Source organism: Nocardia jinanensis, assembly GCF_014645735.1.
GTDB classification, from domain to species: domain Bacteria; phylum Actinomycetota; class Actinomycetes; order Mycobacteriales; family Mycobacteriaceae; genus Nocardia; species Nocardia jinanensis.
Genome location: NZ_BMMH01000013.1, coordinates 15,013 through 34,248 on the forward strand (window position 1 = coordinate 15,013; position 19,236 = coordinate 34,248).

Genomic DNA, 19,236 nt, shown 5'->3' on the forward strand with positions numbered 1-19,236 from the left:
GATGGGCGAGACGACAGGGCTGCGGGACCGGAAGCGCGCGGAAACCCGGGCGGCCATCATCAGGGCCGCCACGGATCTGTTCCTCGACCGCGGTTTCACCGCGACCTCGGCGACCGATATCGCGAACGCGGCCGGTGTCTCCCGGAGGACTTTCTTCCTCTACTTCCCCGCCAAGGAAGATGTCCTCTTCCACCACCTCGAAGCACATATACAGTCCGCGGTGGGCACCCTCGACCGGCTGGGATCCGGCGCCACCCCGTGGGATTCGGTACAGGCCGCGGCACTGGCACTGGTCGACGCCTTCGATACGGCGACCGACCGCTCCGACGAACTGGCCGATGTGCGTGCCGACGTAGTGCGTAGTGCGCGCGGCATCCCCGGATCCCTCATGCTGCGGCTGCAATCCGCGTACACCAGGCTGCTCGAATCCCTTCGGGAACGGTTCGCCGACCCGGCGCTGTGGCCGGTGCTGGCGACACATCTCGGTGCCTGTCTGGGCGCGGCGGTCGCCGCCGCCGTCTCCACGCCACCGGCCGAGCGCGCCACCGCGATGCGCGCCGCGATCCGCCGCGCCGGAGCCGGTTTCGCCGAATGAGACCCCCGGGCCGAACCCGGTGCGACGATCAGCGGCGGTCGAGGATCACCCGGGACAGCGTGTCGAGCGCGTAGCCGATCACTCCGATCACCACGATCACCGCCATCACCTGGTCGTAGGCGAGCTGGTCGCGGGCATTGAGGATCTGATAGCCGAGACCGGAACGCACGCCCAGCATCTCCGCCGGGACCAGAACCACCCAGGCGATACCCAGACCGATCCGGATGCCCGTCTGCACCTGCGCGCGGACCGCGGGCAGGATCACCGCCGAGAGCCGCTCCCGCCGGGACGCCCCGAACGAACGCGCGACCAGCAGCAGCCCGGGATCGATCGCCCGGACCCCCGCCGCCGTATTCAGCACGATCGGCCAGACCGATGCCGCCGCGACGAGGAAGATCACCGGCTGATTCCCGATACCGAACAGCGCGACCGCGATCGGCGCCCAGGACAGGGGCGAGATCATCCGCAGGAACTGCACCACCGGGGCCACCGCCTCTTCGGTGGCGGCGTGCAGGCCGAGCAGCAGTCCGAGCGGGATACCGACGGTCACCGCGATCAGTAGTCCCACCAGCAGGCGCCACATGCTGACCGCGATATCCGGAAGCAGCACACCCCGGTCGAACAGTTCCCCGGCCGCGCCGGGCACATGCTGTGGTCCGAACTCGCGCAGCAGCGATTCGGGTCCGGCCACCAGGTCGGTGAGTACCCACCACACCAGCAGGGCGGCGGCGACCGCGGCGAGGCGGGGCAGCCAGGCAGCCGTACGGGGCCGGGTGTCGACGGTGTTCACGATGGGTCGATCTCCTCGATGCGGGTGAGCCGGTCGGGTAGGCCGAAGGCGGCCGGACCGCCCGCGCGGGCGAGCGCGGCACGAACGAAACGGTCGTCGACGAGTGCGTCGTGTACCCGGTCCGGGTCCAGGGCGGCCAGGAAGCGGGTATCGCCGTCGACGACGGTGTCGTGCATGGCTGCCACCAGCGCGGTGGTGAAACTCGGAAAGGGGAAGGGCTGGAATCCGATCCGCTGCGGCTGCCAGTCAGGGTGGCGGACCGGGAGCGCATCGGGATAGGTCAGCGCCTTGGTGATGGCCGGCAACGGCTGCGGCAGGTAGGCCCCCGCGAGCTGTTTCGCGGCGGCCGGACGGTCGGCACCGATGCGCAGCTGCGCTGCCACGATCGCGTCGGCGACCGCCTGCGCGGCCGCGGGGCGCCGGTCCAGCAGGTCCTGGTGCACCACCAGCGCGCAGCAGGCGTGATCACGCCACAGGTCGCCGAGGAATCGGTGGATCCGGCCGACACCGCGCAATTCGGCGACGGCATTGAACGGGTCGGCCACGGTGAAGGCGCTGATCGACCCGTTGGCCAGCGCCGGGACCATATCCGAAGGGCTCATCACGACCAGTTCCACCGTGCCCGCCGAACGTGCGGCCGCCCCACGGATCACCGGGCGTAATCCGTTCGCGCGCAGCAACTGCTGGATCACGATGTTGTGGATGGACCACCAGAACGGGATCGCGACCTGGGTCCCGGCCAGCTGCCCGAGTTCGGTGATCCCGGGCGCGACCGTCAGTGCGGAACCGTTGGTGTGGTTCCACCCCAGCACCCGCGCCGGAGCACCGAGACCGAACCGCAGCTGTACCGCCATCGGCATCAGCAAGTGCACGATATCGACCTGCCGGGTGAGGAATGCTTCGGCCAGTGCCGCCCAACTGCGGAACAGCACCGGTTCGGCAAGGTCGGCTGCCGCGGCACTGCGGTCGGCGACGAGCAGCGGCGCGGCATCGGTGATCGGCAGATAGCCGATCCGGAGTCGCTCACCGCCGGTGCCGCGCTGCCGGGCCGCCGCCCGGCCCAGGTCGGCCAGGCCGGCGAGACCCCCCGCCGCGACGAGCCCGGCACAACCACAGAGCAAGCCGCGCCGCGTGATCGATGAAGTGCTCACAATGTCACCGCCGAATCCCGGTATCGGTCGATGATCCGCTGCCGCAATCGTTCCCGCTCGTCCGCAGCACCGAGCTCGCGGAACTCCTCGCGGACCGTACCGCCCGATCCGATGAGAACGATCCGGTCGCCGAGGCGGAGAGCTTCGTCGATATCGTGAGTGACCAGCACCGTGGTGCAGCCGATCTCCCGGACCAGATCGGCCAGCCAGTCCTGGAGGTCGGCGCGGACCGCCGGATCGAGCGCGCTGAACGGTTCGTCCAGCAGCAGCAGTCGCGGCCGCACCGCCACCGCGCGGATCACCGCGACGCGCTGCGCTTGGCCGCCGGAGAGCTGATCGGGCCGCTGGTCGGCGAGACCGGCCAGGCCGAACCGGTCGAGAAGCCCATCCACGTGGTCCGGGTCGAAGCCGGCCCGGTGCCGGGCGAACCGGCCACCGAACCGGACGTTGTCCCGCACGGTGAGCCAGGGCATCAACAGTGGTTGCTGGAAGACCATACCCGTGGCCGGGTTCCCGGTTTCTCCCGTACCCCAGCTGATCTCACCGCGGTCGAGCCGGTCCAGTCCGGCCACTACGCGCAGCAATGTCGATTTACCGCTACCGCTGGCGCCGAGCACCACGAGCAATTCCTCCGCGCCGATCCGCAGATCGACTCCGTCGAGCACCGGATCGTGGCGGCCCGGATAGGTTTTGCGGGCACCCACTAGTCGTACTGCGACAGTTCCCACCGCAATTGGCCTTCCGAAGGAGATTGGACAGGGAGGAAGGCGGCTTCCCGGAACCGCCGGTTGGTATCGCAGTGCAGGGCGTAGCCCGCGCCACCGCGCAGGGTGGATTCCAAGCGGGTCGCGTCGACCGCGGTACACGCCGCGTCCAGGCGCAGGCGGATGAGGTCGGCGGGCGGAGTGGCGTGCGCGTCGGCAGTGTATTCGCGCAGACGCTGCCGCGCCGACGAGTGCCGTTCGTCGAGAGCCCGGTACTCGTCCCGGAATTGGGCGCCGAGTCCGTCCAGCCGGGCCCCCGCCTCGCGGACCGATGTCCCGGCGACACCGGTACAGAACGCGGTCTGCAACAGCAGGAACACCGGCCGGATCGTCGCGCAGAAGGCCGGAAGATCGGCGGTGACCAGTTGGTCGTCCCGCACCTCGACCCGGTCGAAGGCCAACGCGGTGGAGGCCGTCGCACCCAGCGCCAGCAGCTCGGGCGCCGAGCGTATCTCCACACCGTCGGCATCGGCGCGGACCACCCCGACCCGACCCTGCCCGTCCCCACCCTGGAACGGGAACACGATCAGCGAGTCCCGGAAGACATTGGAGGCCCAGGCGATAGGGCCGGAGACCCGGCCGTCGTCCGCCTCGTCGGCGTGCAGTGGCAGTTCGCCCAGACCCGCCAGGTGTTTGAGCGCCGCCGCCATCGCGGTGACACCGACCTGTCGGCCGGAGGCCAGTTCGTCGAGATACCGTTCGCGCACCGAACCGGTGGCGCGCCGGACGTATTCGAGAGCCATCCGCTGGGCCCACAGCGAGAATCCGGCCGCGAGACTCTCGGCCGCGACCTCTTCGATGACACCGGCGATCTCCCGGATATCGGAACCACCGAGCCCGGCCGCGAGCAGACCGCGCCCACCGACCTCGGCGATATCGGCGCGGGTGTCGGTAAGCCCCCGATCGAGATCGGCGGCGCGGCCGCGGACGAATTCGCCGACTGTACGACCGGTGACGGTGGCGGTCATATCCGCGGATCCGCCAATTCGTGCAGGCGGTCCACCGGCGTGTTCACCGCGTCGCGGGCGCGGCGCACCGCGGCCGCGTCGGGCGCGTCGTAGAAGCACAGGCATTTGGCCGTGTCCTCACGGACGTAGGTGCGCAGGAAGCTCACCTCGGGCACATCGGCGTATTTGGGAGCGTTGGCCTTCTTCCGGGCCAGATAGGTGTCCATATCGATTTCGGCGGGAATATCCCATTCGACGAGATATCCGGCGCCGGGCCGCGCGGCCTTGATCGCGTCCAGATCGGCGCCGACCAAGCGGACTTCGTGTGGACCGTCGACGGTCGCGGCGAGCAGATCCGGTGCCGGGAGCGCGGGAGCGCGACAGTCCGCGAATTCGACGATCGCGAAAATCCGGGCCGCACCGGCGGTGACCTGGGCTTCGATCAGTACTCCACCTTCTTTTTCCGCTCGCGCGCCGAATTCCTCGATGGTGCGGGCGGCAGCGCCGGTGGGCACGACTTCGTACAGGTAAAGGGACATGGGCAGCCGCCTTCCAAGGGGTGTGATCTGCGAGAGTGCGCGGCCGCGACGGCGGCCGGGAGTACGCGAACGGATCGCTACGCGGTACGCGGAGCCGGATCAGCGCCGGTGACGACAGGCAGCATTGGCCACGCGCACGAGGTCCACGTGCAGGCGGCGAGTGAGGTTGCTGCGGGTCACGGATACAGACTATCCATAGATAGAACGATCTGTCTATATCGAGAACTGGTTATGGTGGACACGTGGCCACAACAACGGAGTCCGCGGCACCGGCATCCGCCGAGCGGCGCGGCAAACCGGCGCCGGCGCAGCGCCTGCTCGATACCGCGACCACCCTGTTCGCCCGGCACGGTATCCGCGCGATCGGTATCGACCGGATCCTGGCCGAATCCGGAGTGGCCAGGGCCAGCCTGTATTCCAGCTACGGCTCCAAGGACGCGCTGGTCATCGCCTACCTCGAACACCTGGACGGCCGCGACCGCGCCCGCTGGAACGAAGCCACCGCCGAGATCTCCGATCCGGCCGATCGGATCCTCACCTTCTTCGACCTCGCGCTCGAGTCCGCGCCGGATCGCGGTTTCCGTGGCTGCCAATACGCCAATGCCGCCACCGAATTCCCGGACGAGGCGCTCGCGCCCGTGGTCGCCCATCGCCACTGGATGCTCGACACCCTTACCGAACTGCTCCGAGCCCGCCGCGCCGCCGACGCCGCCGGCCTCGCCCGCCGCATCCAATTGATCTACGACGGCGCCCTGGCCGGCTCTAAACTCGAGCACACGGTGGAACCACTACACCTCGGCCGCGCACTGGCCGCCGGGCTCATCCCGCCCGCCTGACCGCAGGCGGGATTCCGGGTCGCCACCCACCTCCGGGCGGTCCGTTCACGCACCCCACGGCGCCGAACCGCGGATCACATCACCTCCGGGTGACCGGCTGCGCCGGGAACCACGGTGTAAATCGCGGGTTACAAATGCTGCTCACGATTGTCCGGCGCGATTCGCCGCCCTAGGCTTCTACCACGTAGTAGATAACGTTTCTATCAGGTGGGAAAATGGTCAGTAGCATCCCCGCGTTGCTCGCCTCGCACATCCGGCCGGACAACAGCGCTCCCGCGCAGCGTTTCACCTCGTCGGGGCACTGGGTGCAGCGCAGCTACGCCGAACTGTGGTACCTGATCGGGTCGACAGCCGCGGCACTTCGCGCACTCGGTGTCCGGCACGGCGACCGGGTTGCGGTGCAGTTGCGGACCCGGGCCGATTGGTCGGTGATCGATCTCGCCGCGGCGACACTCGGCGCGCCGCTCGTACCGATATATCCCACGAGCGCTCCCGCCCAGGTACTCGATATCGTCGAGCGCACCAGACCTGTTCTGCTCATCGTGGACGCGTTGCACATCGTGCCCGGGCTGGACGCCGGAGGCCCGGCCGTCGTACGTGTCGGCGCCGAGGACGGCGACCTCGGTGAGTTGGCGGCTGGCGACGACACCGGTGCCGCAGCCACCCCCACCGTCGGGCCGCACGACCTGTACTCCATCTCGTTCACCTCGGGATCGGCCGGGAAGTCCAAGGGGTGCCTGCTCACCCACGGCAATTTCGCGGCGGTGGTCACCATGGCGGTAGCCGCCGAAACCCATCCCGAATACGGACTCGCGCACCGGGATATCGCGTTCGTCTTCCTTCCCCTGGCACACGCCTCGGCGCGGCTACAGCAGTTGACCACCTTCGCTGCGGGTGGCGAACTCGTCTACGGCCACGGCGACACCGCGCGGATCCTCGAGCAGATAGCCCAGACCGGACCGACCTACGTTCCCGGAATGCCGCGGCTGTTCGAGAGCGCATACCTCCGGGCGAACCGTGATCCGCTGGTACTGCGCGCGATGTTCGGTGATCGGCTGATATACGCCCTCACCGGCGGTGCGCCGATCGCACCGGAACTGCTCGCGGCCTATGCGGCCGCGGGCATCCCACTGGTCGAGGGCTACGGATCCACCGAGACCTCGACCGCCCTGACCATCGCCACACCGCATGCGAACCGTCCGGGCACGGTAGGCCGCGCGCTGCCCGGGGTAGAACTCCGGATCGCCGGCGACGGCGAGATCCTGGCGCGCGGGCCGAATATGTTCGCGGGATATCTCGACGACCCGGAAGCGACCGCGCAGGCACTGCGCGACGACTGGTTCCACACCGGTGACCTCGGCCATCTGGATTCCGACGGCTACCTCACGGTGACTGGGCGGAAGAAGAACCTCATCATCACCTCCACCGGGAAGAACGTCGCGCCCGAATACGCCGAGAACATCTTCCGGCAGACCTGTCGCCTCGACGGTGTCGTCGTGGCAGGCGACAACCGGCCGTATCTCATCGCACTGGTCCTCGCGGGCGGGCATACCGTCGACGACGACGAGCTCGCGTCCGCCGCGCGGCTGATCAATTCCGCGGTGTCACCGCCGGAGCGCATTCGCAAGATCGCGGTGGTCGACCGAGCACTGTCGCGGGCCGATGGCGAACTCACCGAGAGCGGAAAGACCGTACGGCCCACCGTCCTGGCCCATCTGCGCGGCGTGGTCGACGACATCTACCAGGGCACCGCGCCCGACTCCGTCCGCGTGATCGAGATCGTCCGGCGGCCGCTGCGCCACGCGAGCTGAAGTCCCCGGCTCCATATTCCGCCGGAAACGCATTCCCGCCCTACAGAGGAGAACGATGAAGAAGCTCTTACGTGGTCGCCTCGGCGCGTTACTCGCCGCCGCGGTCACGGTGTCGATGCTCACCGCGTGCGCGTCCGGACTCGACAGTCCCGGTAGCGGGGCCGCACCTTTCGTCCCGCCCGCCGCGGCGGCCGCGCCGGGCGAGACGATCCCGGAGGCCACGGTGAAAGCGGGATTCTCCCCCTACGGTGACGAATTGCTCGGGATCGCCGGAGTCACCCGGGGCTATTTCGACCAGGTCGGCATCTCCATCGACCCGGCGCCGCACGGCGCGCAGACCGATCTGATCGGATCGCTGACACCGCTGATCAACCAGCAGATCGAAGTGGGTTCCGGATACCTCTCGGCCATTCCGCCGCAGCTCGACAATGTGGACGATGTCGTGGGATTCGGTATCAGCGATGTGTTCTACGGCTACCGGATTCTCGCTCCGGCAGGCAAATACAAAACCCTCGACCAGATCATGAAATCGGGCCACTCCTATGAGGAGGCGGTATCGATCGTGCTGGACCAGGTGAAGGGCCACGACGTCATCCTGCGGCAGGGTGTGGCTCCTACTTTCTACAACCTCATCACCGGCACCGCGGGCGGCTCCATGACCGACTGGAACGTTCAATACCTCGGCAATCCCGATATCGTCCGGGCCGCCCAGTCCGGTCAGGCGGATTTCGTCTCGCCGACCGGGGCGGTCGAGATCGTCCGATTGCAGATGGACGGCTGGGAGCCGCTGATCGACCTGCGGCAGGTCATCGACAATATGCCGGCCGCGGATACCGTCTCGCTGCGTTCGACCTTCTCCGGCTATCTGACGACGACCGGCTACGCGGAGAAGAACTGGGACACTCTGCTGCGATTCACCAGCGTTGTGTACCGCCTGATCGACGATATGAAGGCCGATCCGGTGGGCACCGCGAAAGATTTCGTGGACTACGTCAACAGCTACACCGGGTCCGCGCTGACGGCCGAAGAGCTCGCCGCCACATTCGACGGCCTGTACGCCCTGCGTGATTTCGAATCCGCCGCCACCTTCTACGACAATGGTGACGACACGTTCAATTTCCAGAAGGTGGCGGGAGCGCAGATCGCCGAACTCGCCGCCCAGAAAGTCATCGGCGAGGGCCACCGCGCCGACCAGTTCAGTATCGCCGGCCATATCTATCACGCCCTCGCCGACTATCGCGCGAAAGCCGATACCGCCCTGGCCGCCGCACCGGACAGCGAGCTGACACGGGCGGCGAAAGCACAGTACGACGCGCGTAACTATCTCGACGCCTATCGCATGGCCGCCGCCGCGAACGATGCGTCATGACGACCACCTACCACGCCGCAGCGCCTCTGGACGCCACGGGCACATCCGGTTCCGTGGGTCGCCCCCGGCCACCGGATCGCGCCCGCCGCGGACGACAGCTGGGCAGCGCACTCGGCTGGCGGGCGCTGGGGGTGGTCGTATTCCTCGCCGGCTGGCATCTCATCGCACTGGGGGTCGCTTCCCGCGCGATCCTGCCGGGGCCGCTGGAGGTGTGGATCGATTTCACGAGCAGTTTCGCCGACGACCCCGGTCTGCGATACCTCGGTGTGCGATCACCCGGCGTGGCGATCAACCTCGTCTGGACGGTCGGCCTGGCCGTGGTGGCCTGGGCGGCCGGAAGCGTTCTCGGCGCGGCCGCGGGATTGCTCAGTTCCCGGATCCAATGGATCCGTAACGCCTGCGAACCGTTGTTCTTCGTCTTCGGCGCGGTCCCGGCACTGGTTCTGGCACCGTTCTTCCTGGTCTGGTTCGGGCAGGGGCATCTGAACAAGATGCTGCTGGTCGGCTTCTACTGTTTCGTATCGGTCGGCCTGGTCGCGCAATCCGCCGCGGCGGCGCTCCCGCCGTCGTCCGAGGAGTACGCGGCGACCCAGGGATTGAACACGCGCGCTCGGTTCCTCTACGTCCTCGTGCCGGGCACCCTGCCTTCGGTGCTGTCGGGGCTGCGTATCGCCTTGGCCACCGCCATCGCGGTTCAGGCGACCGTGGAACTGCTCGGCTCGCAGATCGGAATCGGCCGCCTCATCGCGCTACGTGCCGGGCAGGGCGATGTTTCCGGTGTTCTCGGGCTATCGATCGCCCTGGGTGTCGTGGCGATCGTCTTGGACCTCGTATTGCGCCGGGGTATTCGGGTCCTCACCCGCTGGCAGTGACGACAGGAGTGGAAAACACGATGACGACAGAACCGATCGCCACCGGCGGCACCCGCCTGGACCTGGCATTCGATATCACCGATCTCACGGTGCGCTTCGGGAAAGGCGCCGCGGCGGTGACGCCGCTGCAGAAACTTTCCCTCGAAGTCCCGGACGGCCAATTCCTGTGCATTCTGGGGCCTTCGGGCCAGGGAAAGAGCACACTGCTGCGGTGTATGGCCGGGCTCCAGGAGGCGACCTCGGGATCGATGAGGGCGGCCGGGCGCGAGGTCACCGGGCCCACCGCGAATCTGGGAATGGTGTTCCAGCAGGACGCGATTCCGCAGTGGCTGCGGGTGCGCGACAACATTTCCTTCGGGCCGCGGATGCGTAAGGTCCCCGCGCACGAATGGAAGCCGCGTGTCGAGCATTTCATCTCGGCGGTGGGCCTGTCCGGCCGGGAGAACGCCTGGCCGAAAGAGCTGTCCGGCGGGATGCGGAAGCGCGTCGCCATCGGCGCGGTCTTCGCCAACGATCCCGATATCCTGCTCATGGACGAGCCGTTCGGCTCACTCGACTATTTCACCAGGGCGACATTGCACGCCACGCTGCTGAAGCTGTGGGCCGAGACGCGCAAGACCATTGTCTTCGTCACCCACGATGTGGACGAAGCGCTGCTGCTCGCCGATCGGATCGTGGTGGTCACCGACGGAAAGATCGGCGCGGATATCGAGTTGCCGTTCGCGCGCCCCCGCGACGACGGACTCCGGATGGACCCCGAGGCCGATACGATCCGGCGCGGGCTGCTCGAGGTGCTGCGGGCGCCGGCGAGGATGCAGTCGTGACGGCGGCGGGCGCAACGCGCGGACCGGCGGCGACCCGGCGTCCGAAACTGGTGCTGCGCACCCGGGCCAGCGGATACAGCATCCTCGTCGGACTAGTGGTCGGGCTGGCGGTCTGGGAGGTGGCGGCCCGGGTGATGGCGGCGGCGAACGACCAGGCCGATCGGGTGCTGCCTTCGCTGGTGACCATCGCGCGCGAGGGTTTCACCGGGCTCGGCCACTACTACTCGGGCGGGCTGGGCGTCTCCGCGGTGGGCGACGGTGATGCCGTCTCCGCCGCGGCCGCCCTGGTCTACAACGGACTGATCACCACCGGACGGGTGGCCGCCGGACTTGTGCTCGCTGTCGCGGTCGGCATGGCCCTGGGCCTGCTGGTCGCGGCGGTGCGTCCGGTCCGGCTCGGGGTATCCGGTGTGGCCGAGTTGATGCGTATGCTGCCCGCGCTCGCGATGGCGCCCCTGTTCACGCTGTGGTTCGGTGCGACCTCGACGGCCAGTGTGGTGTTCATCGTCTTCGCCGCCGCGTTCATCGTGCTGATCGCCGTGGTCAACGCGGTGGCGAATCTGGCGCCGGAACTCACCGAGTTTCCGCGGACACTGGGTCTGTCGAACCGGTCGCTGTACTGCCGGGTGGTACTTCCCGCGATCCTGCCCGAACTACGCGGGCCGCTGATGTTCGCCGGGCTCGTCGCCTGGACGAGTGTGCTGGCCTCGGAGATGTACGGTCTGCAATCGGGTCTGGGATGGATGCTCAGCGATACGCTGCGCTTCTCCCGGATCGACCGGATGTTCGTCGTCGCGGTGGTGTTCTCGGTGCTCGCGCTGGCGACGATGAAACTCGTCGCGGTGCTCGTCGGCCGGGTCACGAGGTGGAGTCCCTGATCCGGCCACCCGGGCGGGCGCGGCCGGATATCGCACCTGCCCGGGTTCACCGGATCAGAACAGCGCCGCGCTGAGCGGCAGCCGGACACCGATCGCCGCCGCCGTCTCGCGCAATTCGGGCAGCCAGCCGAGCATGCGGTCCTGGGAAACACGGAACACCGGTGCGGAGATACACAGCGCCGCAATGGTTTCCGCTCGCCCGTTGCGCACCGGAACCGCGATCGCCCGGACACCGGGGTCGAACTCCTCGTTCGCGGTGGCGAAATCGTCCGAGCGCACCCTGTCCAGCTCCGCGGTCAACCGCGCCCGGTCGGTCACCGTGTTCGCGGTCCACGCGTCCAGGGCGACTTCGTCGAGAACCGATGCCAGACGTTCGGGATCGAGTTGGCCGAGCAGAACCTTGCCGGTCGAGGTCGCGTACAGCGGTTCGCTCTCGCCGACCGATCCGCGGATACCGACCGCGTGCTCGGTACCGATCTTCTCGATGAACAGCGCCCGGCTGTTGCTCAGCACCGAGAGCTGGACCGTCTCGCCCGTCCGGCGACTCAGTTCCCGCATGAGCGGCCGGGCGGTTTCGGCGACGGAGAGCACGCCGGAGACCTTGGTGGCCAGTTCGAAGACACGGACACCGAGACGGTAGGTCTTGTCCGACGGATCGAAACTGACGAATCCGCGTTCTGCCATCGTGTGCAGGAGCCGGTGCACCGTACTGACGGCCAGCGTCGTCGCGCGGGCGATATCGGTGGCCGTCGCGCCGCGCGGATGGTCGCCCAGGGTCTGGAGCAGGACGAGCCCCTTCGACAGCATTCCCTGTGATTCGGCGGGTGCCATGTTCCTCCTCGTGCTCGATGTCCCGATAGCGGGGACGGTTTCCGAGCTGGTTGTTCTGCAGCGAAGCCAGGCGTTCGTTCAGTGGAAAAGTATTCCGCAGTACAAGAACTTATGACACCGGAACCACTTCTTCCAGTTGACCGGCAGCAAACCCGACGCCTAATCTATTTCCATAGTACAGATTCTCTTTCCATCAGATGGAATCTCAACAGCTCGGACGAAGGGTACGACGTGAAGCGCATCGGTATCGACGCGGGCGGAACATTCACCGACGCGGTTCTCTGGGACGAGGAAACGGGCCTCGTCAGCAGCGCCAAAGTGAGCTCCCGCAGCGGCGATCCCGCGGCAGCGGTCCTCGCCGCCGCGGCCCGGGTGGTCGAACTGGCCCCGGAGAGGGAGCGCGATGATATCCGGGACCTCGTGCACGGCACGACCATCGGGACGAATCTGAGCCTGGAGCGCAACGGCCCACGTATCGCCCTGCTCACCACGCACGGCTTTCGCGATGTCCTCGAGATCGGCCGGCTCACCCGTCCCGCGCACAGCCTGTACGACCTGCTCGACACCGGCCCGGCCCCGCTCGTGGCCCGCCGGGATCGCTTCGAAGTAGCCGAACGCGTCGACCACACCGGCACAGTGGTCACCGCGCTCGACGAGGACGCCGTGCGCACCGCGATCCGCACGATCGCGGCGCGCGGAATCACCAGTGTCGCCGTCTGTTTCCTGTACTCGTACCTGAACGACACCCACGAGCGCCGCACCGCCGAGATCGTGCACGAGGTCGCACCAGATCTGGCGATCTCGCTGTCCTGCGACGTCATGCCCCAGGTACGGGAGTACGAACGAACATCGACCACCGTGCTCAACGCCTACCTCAAACCCGTCTGCGCGCCCTACCTCGCCGACCTCGGTACGCGGGTCGGGAGTTGGAGCCCGCGGATCCGGACCTGGATCATGCAGTCCAACGGCGGCGTGACCGCCCCCGACCGGGCCGCGCGGACGCCGGTCAACCTCCTGTTGTCGGGGCCGAGCGGTGGGGTCGTGGCCAGCCGGCTGATCTCCCGGCAGACCGGACTGCGCAACCTCATCACCGTCGATATGGGCGGCACCAGTTTCGACGTCTGCCTGGTCTCCGATCACGAGATCCCGCTGACGACGAACTCGTCCGCGCTGAATCTGCCCGTTCAGGTACCGACCGTCGATATCGAGACGATCGGTACCGGTGGCGGCAGTATCGCGCATATCGATTCCGGCGGGCAGTTCCTGGTCGGTCCGGCCAGCGCCGGGGCTCTTCCCGGACCCGCGGCCTACGGACGTGGGGGCGAGCAGCCCACGGTCACCGATGCCAATGTCGTACTCGGTATCCTCGCCGACGGCACGGTACTCGGCGACGATGTGGTGATCGATCGGGCCGCGGCGCTCACCGCGTGCGAACGACTCGGACGCGAACTCGGACTGTCCGGCATCGAGACCGCCCTGGGTATCCGGCGGATCAGCACGGCGGCCATGGCGGGCGCGGTGCGCGCGATGAGCGTCGGGAAGGGATACGATCCGCGCACCTTCGCGATGAACGCCTTCGGCGGCGCGGGGCCGATGCACGCCGCCGATATCGCGCGGGAACTCGCCATCCCCACCGTGGTCGTCCCGCCGGTCGCGGGGGTGCTCTCCGCCGTGGGCCTGGTCGTCTCCGATGTCGTGCACAATCACGCCGCGAGTTTCACCGGCCGGCTGGGCCCCGCGGTCGAAGCCCCACTCGCCGAGGTCTTCGCCGCGATGTCCCGGCGTGCCGCCGCGGATCTGGCCGCGGAGGGCGTGCCCGACCAGGGGCGCTCCCTGGTGCTCGAACTCGATCTGCACTACGCGGGCCAGAACACGGCGATCACCGTGCCGGTGGGAGACCCGGCCCGGCCCGGGTGGAACGCGGCGGTCGCCGAACGGTTCCATGCGATGCACGAGAAGGCCAACGGATTCCGGGTGGACAGCGAACCGATCGATATCGTCGTCGCCCGGGTCGCCGGAGTCGGCCTGCTCAGCGATGGCTCTCTACCGGCGCGCGATATCACGATGCCGACCGCGCCCGTACCCGCCGGCACACGGGACCTGATCGTCTCGGCGACAGAGACACTCGCGGTTCCCCGTTACCTGCGCGCGGAACTGCGCCCCGGCGACGTCTTCGACGACGCGGCCGTCGTCGATTCGGCCGATACGACCGTCGTCGTTCCCCCGGGATCGGTGGCACGCGTCGACGGCCACGGCAATCTCCTGATCGATCTGAAGGGCCAGCAATGACCACCACCCAGCAACCCACCCGGCTCGATCCGATCACCCTGTCGGTGCTCGATTCGGGTCTGCGCACCGCGGTGGCCGAGATGAAGGCCGTCGTACTGCGCACCGCGTACTCCAACCTGTGGCGGGAGGCCGGTGACCTCTCGTGCGGGCTGCTCGACCCCGGCGGCGATATCGTCGTGCAGGGTGTCGGCGATATCCCGATTCATCTCGCGAGCATGGCGATGTCGCTGCGCGGAATCCTGGACCGGATACCCGCCGAGACGATCCGCCCGGGCGATGTGCTCCTGCAGAACGATCCCTACCAGGGCAACAATCACATGCCGGACTTCTTCATGGCCAAGCCGATCCACTCCGAGAACCGGATCATCGGCTTCGCGGCGGTACGCGGCCACTATGTGGATATCGGCGGACCGACGCCCGGCAGCTACTACACCCTCGCCAGGGATATCCATGGTGAGGGATTGCGGATCCCGCCGGTGAAGCTCTACCGGGCGGGTGAACCCAATACCGAGATCTTCGACATCATCACGGCCAACGTCCGCAACCCGGCGGAACGGCTGGGCGATATGCGATCCCAGTACGCCGGATGCGTTGCCGCCGAGCGCCGGCTGCTCGACTACTGCGAGCGATACGGCACGGACGCGGTCGAATCGGCGATGGCCCAGGTCCTCGATATCAGCGAACAGCGGGCCCGGGCCGCGTTCACCGAGATCCCCGACGGCACCTACACATTCGAGGATGTCTGCGACGGCGACAGCTTCGACCCCGGACCGATCCTGATCAAGAGCACACTCACCGTGACGCACGACCAGGTGACGATCGATTTCACCGGTTCCGCCCCGCAATCGCGCGGCGGGATGAACAGCCCGCTCGGCGTGACACATTCGGCGACGCTGTTCGCGCTCAAGGCGATCGCCGAACCCACCAGCGCCTCGAACTCCGGATCCTATCGGCCGGTCACCATCGTGGCTCCGCACGGAACCATCGTCAATCCCGCCGAACCCGCGCCCGTCGTCTCGGGCAATCACGAGACATCCTCGCGGATCGCCGATGTGGTGCTGGGATGTCTGGCGCAAGCCGTACCCGCCCGGGTTCCGGCCGCGGGTACGGGCAGCGCCACCGTTCTGCTCGTCGGGCGGGAGAACACAGTCGACGACACCATCATGTACGAGGTACACGGGGCGGGTCAGGGGGGAAACGTCACCGCGGACGGATCACACGCCCGGCGCACCAGTATCGGCAACACCGGCAACACCCCCAACGAGCTGCTGGAGCGCGCGCATCCGGTACGCATCATCGGCTACGGGCTGACCGTGGACGGCGGTGGCGCCGGAGAACACCGCGGCGGTAACGGCATCACCCGCGAACTCGAGTTCACCGAGAACGTCACCGTCACCATCGTTTCGGACCGGGACGTCAGCGCCCCCTACGGGCTGTCCGGTGGCGCGGCGGGCGCCCGGGCACGATTCGTACTCACCGCGCCCGACGCGACGGTGACCGAACTGTCCAGTAAGACACCGCCGATCACTGTCCGCGCCGGATCGGTGCTGCGGGTCCAGTGCGCGGGCGCGGGCGGCTATGGTTCCCCGGCCGACCGCCCGCTGGCCGATATCCAGAGCGACCTCGACGACGGCTACATCACCGCTGCCGCGGCCGTCCGGGACTACGGGGTCGTGATCCGGGTGGATCCGGCACGGGCGGACGGCGAGCTCGTGGTCACCCGCCCCTGATATCCCGCCGCATCCGAGACCCTGCCGATACACCGGCAGGGCAGGTCGCGCGAAGAGAACTCGACGAAGGATATGAGCATGCACGGAATCGACGGCGGCCGTGATCGCGGCGGCAAGAACCTGATCCGGGCCGGCGGTAATTCCGGCACGACCCGTTCACCCGCGCTGGTAGGTGGCAGCGGGGTCCACCTCGAGTACTCGGACGGGACGGTCCTGCTCGACGCGTCGAATACCGGCGGGCCGCTCGGGCACGCGCATCCGGCGATGGTGGAGGCCGTCGTCGAAGCGGCCCGCTTCCCGGTGGCGACCGAGGGACAGCTGTGGGCCGAACGCGACGCGGCGGCCGACGAATTGGTCGATATCGCGTTCGCCGGAGAGACCGATTGGGTCGGTGGAGTGCGCTTCGGTCTCAGCGGTAGCGAGGTCAACGATATCGCGCTCTCGCTCGCGCAAGCCCTCACCGGGCGGGCACCGATCGTCGCCCGCGAACGCGCGTATCACGGGTTGGTCGGCCTCGCGCGCGATGTCACCCTGCAGCCGCAGTGGCACGGCGGCCTTTCCCTGATCGACGGTGGCGTGCGCGCGCCCGCGCGAACCACCGAGGTCAGAACCATCGCGGGACCCGACGGCGGCATCTGGCGGACCGCGGGCAGCACAGCACCGCGGCACCCGGACGAGCAGGAACTGGCGGCGGCTTTCCCGGGAGCCGCGGCGGTGATCATCGACTACACCCAGGGCGGGCGCTACTACGACGCGGAATACCAGGAGCGAGTGGCCGGCGCGGCGCGGGACGCCGATTGTCTGTGGATCGCCGACGAGGTGGTCACCGGGCTGGGCCGGTCGGGCAGCTGGTTCGCGTTCCAGGGCGCGTCCAGCCGGCCGGATCTGGTCACCATGGGGAAACCCCTCGCCGGGGGCGCCGCACCGGCCGGTGCGGTCGTGCTGTCGAAGCGGGTGCTCGACCTGCTACGGGCGGCGAAATGGCAGAACTACAGTACTTTTCGCGCGCATCCCACGATGATCCACGCCGTACGCGCCCATCTCCGGGTGGTGCGCGCGGAAGGACTGGTCGACCGGGCCACCGCGGGCGGGCGGCGGCTCGCGGCCGCGCTGATCGAACTCGCCGACCGGCATCGGTGTGTGGAGCGTATCGCCGGAAAGGGCCTGCACTGGACCGTGGAACTCCGTGGACCGGACTGGCACCGGTGGTTCTCCGATACCGGCACCCCCCAGCCGGCGGACCACGTGGTCGCCGCCGCCCGGTCCCACGGCGTCCAGATCGGGACCAGCGACGAGGCCGGATCCCTGTTCATCGCTCCTCCGCTGATCATCACCGACGCCGAGCTGGACCGGATCATCGAAGCACTCGACGCCGGTCTCACCGCGGCGGACGAACTCCTGTCCCGCGTAGTCGTCTGAACCGCGCCCGACGAACGAGAGCCTCGCACCGCGCCGCCGGTGCAGTGCGGGTTCGGCGTTCCGGTCCATCACCACCGCCCGGTCCGATACCGCGCGAGGCCGCCCCACCATGAAGGTCTCCGTCCCGATTCACTCGACCCTGACGCCGCCATGGCATATGGGGTGCAGATCCGGCGGCCGGGGCGGCAACAGCCGACGCGGCCGCCCGGGTAGCGCCGATTCCGGGCCGGACTATCGGCGCCGCCCCGGACCGTGTGCTTGGCTTGCGGATGTGAATTCGAAGCTGGCCCGGATCGGTGCCGATATGCTCGCCTGGTCGGCGACATTCGCCGGTGCCGCCGGGATCGGGCTGCACTTCAGCCGTTCGTCCGCGCGGTTGCTGGTCCTCGCGGCGTCCGGTGCGCCGTATCTGATGGGTTCCGCGCTCGTCGGCGCCGCCGTGTTCGCCGCCGGGCGGCGGTGGACCGGTGCCGGACTCGCGCTGTTGGTCACCGCGGCCGGGGTGGGGACGCAGCTGCCGCTGTACCGGTCCCACGGTGCTGAGGACAGCGGGCGCACGGTGACGGTGATGCAGGCCAACCTCCTGTTCGACGGAGCCGATCCGCTGGCACTGGTGGACGAGGTACGAGCACGGCGGGTCGATCTGCTGACCGTCGACGAACTCACCCCCGTCGCGGTCGAGGCGCTCGGCCGGGCCGGACTCGACGAGCTACTGCCGAATCGGTACCTCTCCCCCGGCCGAACCGCGGCCGGAACCGGAATCTGGAGCGGCTACCCGCTGTCGGACACCGTCGAATACGACGGGTACGTGCTGAATCAGCTCTCCGCGACGGCAACCGTCCCCGATATCGGACCGGTGATCGTATACGCGTTCCATCCGGTACCGCCGGTGTACGGCACCCAGGTATGGGCCGATGAGCTGTCGCGACTGGGCGAAATCCTCGAACGGTCGCCCGCGGACCGTCCGGTGATCGCCGGCGGCGATTTCAACGCGACCTACGATCACGCGCAATTCCGCGCATTGCTATCCGGCCGTTTCGGTGACGCGGCGGTACAGGCGGGCGCCGGGCATCTGGTCACCTACCCGACCGACAAGCGGTGGCCGCCACTGGTCGGAATCGATCACATCCTGGTCGCCGGTGGCCGCGCGGAGATGGTGGAGACGGTCGGCGTGCCCGGTGCGGACCACCGTGCCCTGGTGGCTCGAATCCGCCTCCCCACCGGCGACCGGTAGTGGTGGGCCCGCACCGACGAGATCCGGGACGGCAGCTCACTTCCGGCGGGTGATCTCCTGGGGCCACACCACGACTCGCAGTGTCCAGTCCAGTGCCGCCCGATGCACTGCCGTGAGCGGCACCGGCCAGCGGAACACGGTATCGGCCTCGCCGTGCTAGCGCCGCACAGCTCGGTCGATCAACTCACGCTGGCTCTTCGCGTCTCCGGTGACGAGGGCCTGTCCGAGGAGAGCGTCGAACTGGGTGCCGGTGGTATTGCTCATCGAGAATGTGGTGGTGTAGTAGTCGAGTCACTGGAACCCGCCCTTGTACTCCGTGGTCACGCAATGTAGGCGAGGGGCGGGCGGGTTCGGTCC

General features: G+C 68.3%; 18 protein-coding genes. 11 read left to right on the top strand and 7 right to left on the bottom strand.

Annotation, left to right across the window (positions count from 1 at the left end):
* Position 1: 1 nt before the first annotated feature.
* On the top strand, positions 2-595 hold the full coding sequence (locus IEY68_RS25645; protein WP_058856440.1) for a TetR family transcriptional regulator: 594 nt from the start codon (positions 2-4) through the stop codon (positions 593-595).
* 28 nt (positions 596-623) lie between these two features.
* Here IEY68_RS25645 and IEY68_RS25650 read toward each other — a convergent pair whose 3' ends face one another.
* The 6 genes from IEY68_RS25650 to IEY68_RS37175 all read right to left on the bottom strand — a co-directional run bounded on the left by IEY68_RS25650 (position 624) and on the right by IEY68_RS37175 (position 4,966).
* The gene (locus IEY68_RS25650) at positions 624-1,385 is read right to left on the bottom strand and encodes an ABC transporter permease (RefSeq protein WP_229718984.1); all 762 of its coding nucleotides are present in this window, start codon (positions 1,383-1,385) and stop codon (positions 624-626) included.
* Positions 1,382-2,539 carry an ABC transporter substrate-binding protein gene (locus IEY68_RS25655; protein WP_373293015.1) on the bottom strand — a complete coding sequence of 386 codons (1,158 nt, stop codon included), beginning with the start codon at positions 2,537-2,539 and terminating at the stop codon, positions 1,382-1,384. The genes IEY68_RS25650 and IEY68_RS25655 overlap by 4 nt, the downstream gene beginning before the upstream one ends.
* A complete protein-coding gene (locus IEY68_RS25660; protein ID WP_058856437.1) occupies positions 2,533-3,264 on the bottom strand; it encodes an ABC transporter ATP-binding protein in 732 nt (243 codons plus the stop codon). Before IEY68_RS25660 ends, IEY68_RS25655 begins: the two co-directional genes overlap by 7 nt.
* On the bottom strand, positions 3,240-4,268 hold the full coding sequence (locus IEY68_RS25665) for an acyl-CoA dehydrogenase family protein (RefSeq protein WP_058856436.1): 1,029 nt from the start codon (positions 4,266-4,268) through the stop codon (positions 3,240-3,242). Before IEY68_RS25665 ends, IEY68_RS25660 begins: the two co-directional genes overlap by 25 nt.
* Complete coding sequence (locus IEY68_RS25670; RefSeq protein ID WP_058856435.1) at positions 4,265-4,786, bottom strand: DUF4242 domain-containing protein; 522 nt, start codon at positions 4,784-4,786, stop codon at positions 4,265-4,267. The genes IEY68_RS25665 and IEY68_RS25670 overlap by 4 nt, the downstream gene beginning before the upstream one ends.
* Positions 4,787-4,885: 99 nt before the next feature.
* Positions 4,886-4,966, bottom strand: coding sequence for a putative leader peptide (locus IEY68_RS37175; protein ID WP_373293016.1), 81 nt, complete (start codon positions 4,964-4,966; stop codon positions 4,886-4,888).
* Positions 4,967-5,028: 62 nt separating this feature from the next.
* On the opposite strand from IEY68_RS37175, the gene IEY68_RS25675 reads away from it, so the two are divergent.
* The 6 genes from IEY68_RS25675 to IEY68_RS25700 all read left to right on the top strand — a co-directional run bounded on the left by IEY68_RS25675 (position 5,029) and on the right by IEY68_RS25700 (position 11,376).
* Positions 5,029-5,622, top strand: a complete 594-nt coding sequence (locus tag IEY68_RS25675; protein WP_082681586.1) for a TetR/AcrR family transcriptional regulator — start codon at positions 5,029-5,031, stop codon at positions 5,620-5,622.
* Between the two features lie 215 nt (positions 5,623-5,837).
* Positions 5,838-7,433 carry an AMP-dependent synthetase/ligase gene (locus IEY68_RS25680; protein WP_058856433.1) on the top strand — a complete coding sequence of 532 codons (1,596 nt, stop codon included), beginning with the start codon at positions 5,838-5,840 and terminating at the stop codon, positions 7,431-7,433.
* A gap of 55 nt (positions 7,434-7,488) precedes the next feature.
* Complete coding sequence (locus IEY68_RS25685) at positions 7,489-8,802, top strand: substrate-binding domain-containing protein (RefSeq protein ID WP_058856432.1); 1,314 nt, start codon at positions 7,489-7,491, stop codon at positions 8,800-8,802.
* Positions 8,799-9,674, top strand: a complete 876-nt coding sequence (locus tag IEY68_RS25690; protein WP_058856431.1) for an ABC transporter permease — start codon at positions 8,799-8,801, stop codon at positions 9,672-9,674. The genes IEY68_RS25685 and IEY68_RS25690 overlap by 4 nt, the downstream gene beginning before the upstream one ends.
* Positions 9,675-9,694: 20 nt before the next feature.
* Positions 9,695-10,498: an ABC transporter ATP-binding protein gene (locus IEY68_RS25695; protein WP_063916413.1), complete on the top strand. Its 804-nt coding sequence runs from the start codon at positions 9,695-9,697 to the stop codon at positions 10,496-10,498.
* A complete protein-coding gene (locus tag IEY68_RS25700; RefSeq protein ID WP_058856429.1) occupies positions 10,495-11,376 on the top strand; it encodes an ABC transporter permease in 882 nt (293 codons plus the stop codon). The genes IEY68_RS25695 and IEY68_RS25700 overlap by 4 nt, the downstream gene beginning before the upstream one ends.
* A gap of 54 nt (positions 11,377-11,430) precedes the next feature.
* Here the strand turns inward: IEY68_RS25700 and IEY68_RS25705 are convergent, their stop codons facing one another.
* Positions 11,431-12,207: an IclR family transcriptional regulator gene (locus IEY68_RS25705; protein WP_058856428.1), complete on the bottom strand. Its 777-nt coding sequence runs from the start codon at positions 12,205-12,207 to the stop codon at positions 11,431-11,433.
* Positions 12,208-12,438: 231 nt separating this feature from the next.
* Here IEY68_RS25705 and IEY68_RS25710 point away from each other — a divergent pair, with 231 nt between their 5' ends.
* The 4 genes from IEY68_RS25710 (at position 12,439) to IEY68_RS25725 (ending at position 18,879) form a co-directional block, all read left to right on the top strand.
* On the top strand, positions 12,439-14,496 hold the full coding sequence (locus IEY68_RS25710) for a hydantoinase/oxoprolinase family protein (protein ID WP_058856427.1): 2,058 nt from the start codon (positions 12,439-12,441) through the stop codon (positions 14,494-14,496).
* Complete coding sequence (locus IEY68_RS25715; RefSeq protein WP_058856426.1) at positions 14,493-16,226, top strand: hydantoinase B/oxoprolinase family protein; 1,734 nt, start codon at positions 14,493-14,495, stop codon at positions 16,224-16,226. The genes IEY68_RS25710 and IEY68_RS25715 overlap by 4 nt, the downstream gene beginning before the upstream one ends.
* 72 nt (positions 16,227-16,298) lie before the next feature.
* A complete protein-coding gene (locus tag IEY68_RS25720) occupies positions 16,299-17,645 on the top strand; it encodes an aminotransferase class III-fold pyridoxal phosphate-dependent enzyme (RefSeq protein WP_199804989.1) in 1,347 nt (448 codons plus the stop codon).
* A 271-nt stretch (positions 17,646-17,916) separates the two neighbouring features.
* On the top strand, positions 17,917-18,879 hold the full coding sequence (locus tag IEY68_RS25725) for an endonuclease/exonuclease/phosphatase family protein (RefSeq protein ID WP_229718986.1): 963 nt from the start codon (positions 17,917-17,919) through the stop codon (positions 18,877-18,879).
* Positions 18,880-19,236: the final 357 nt, after the last annotated feature.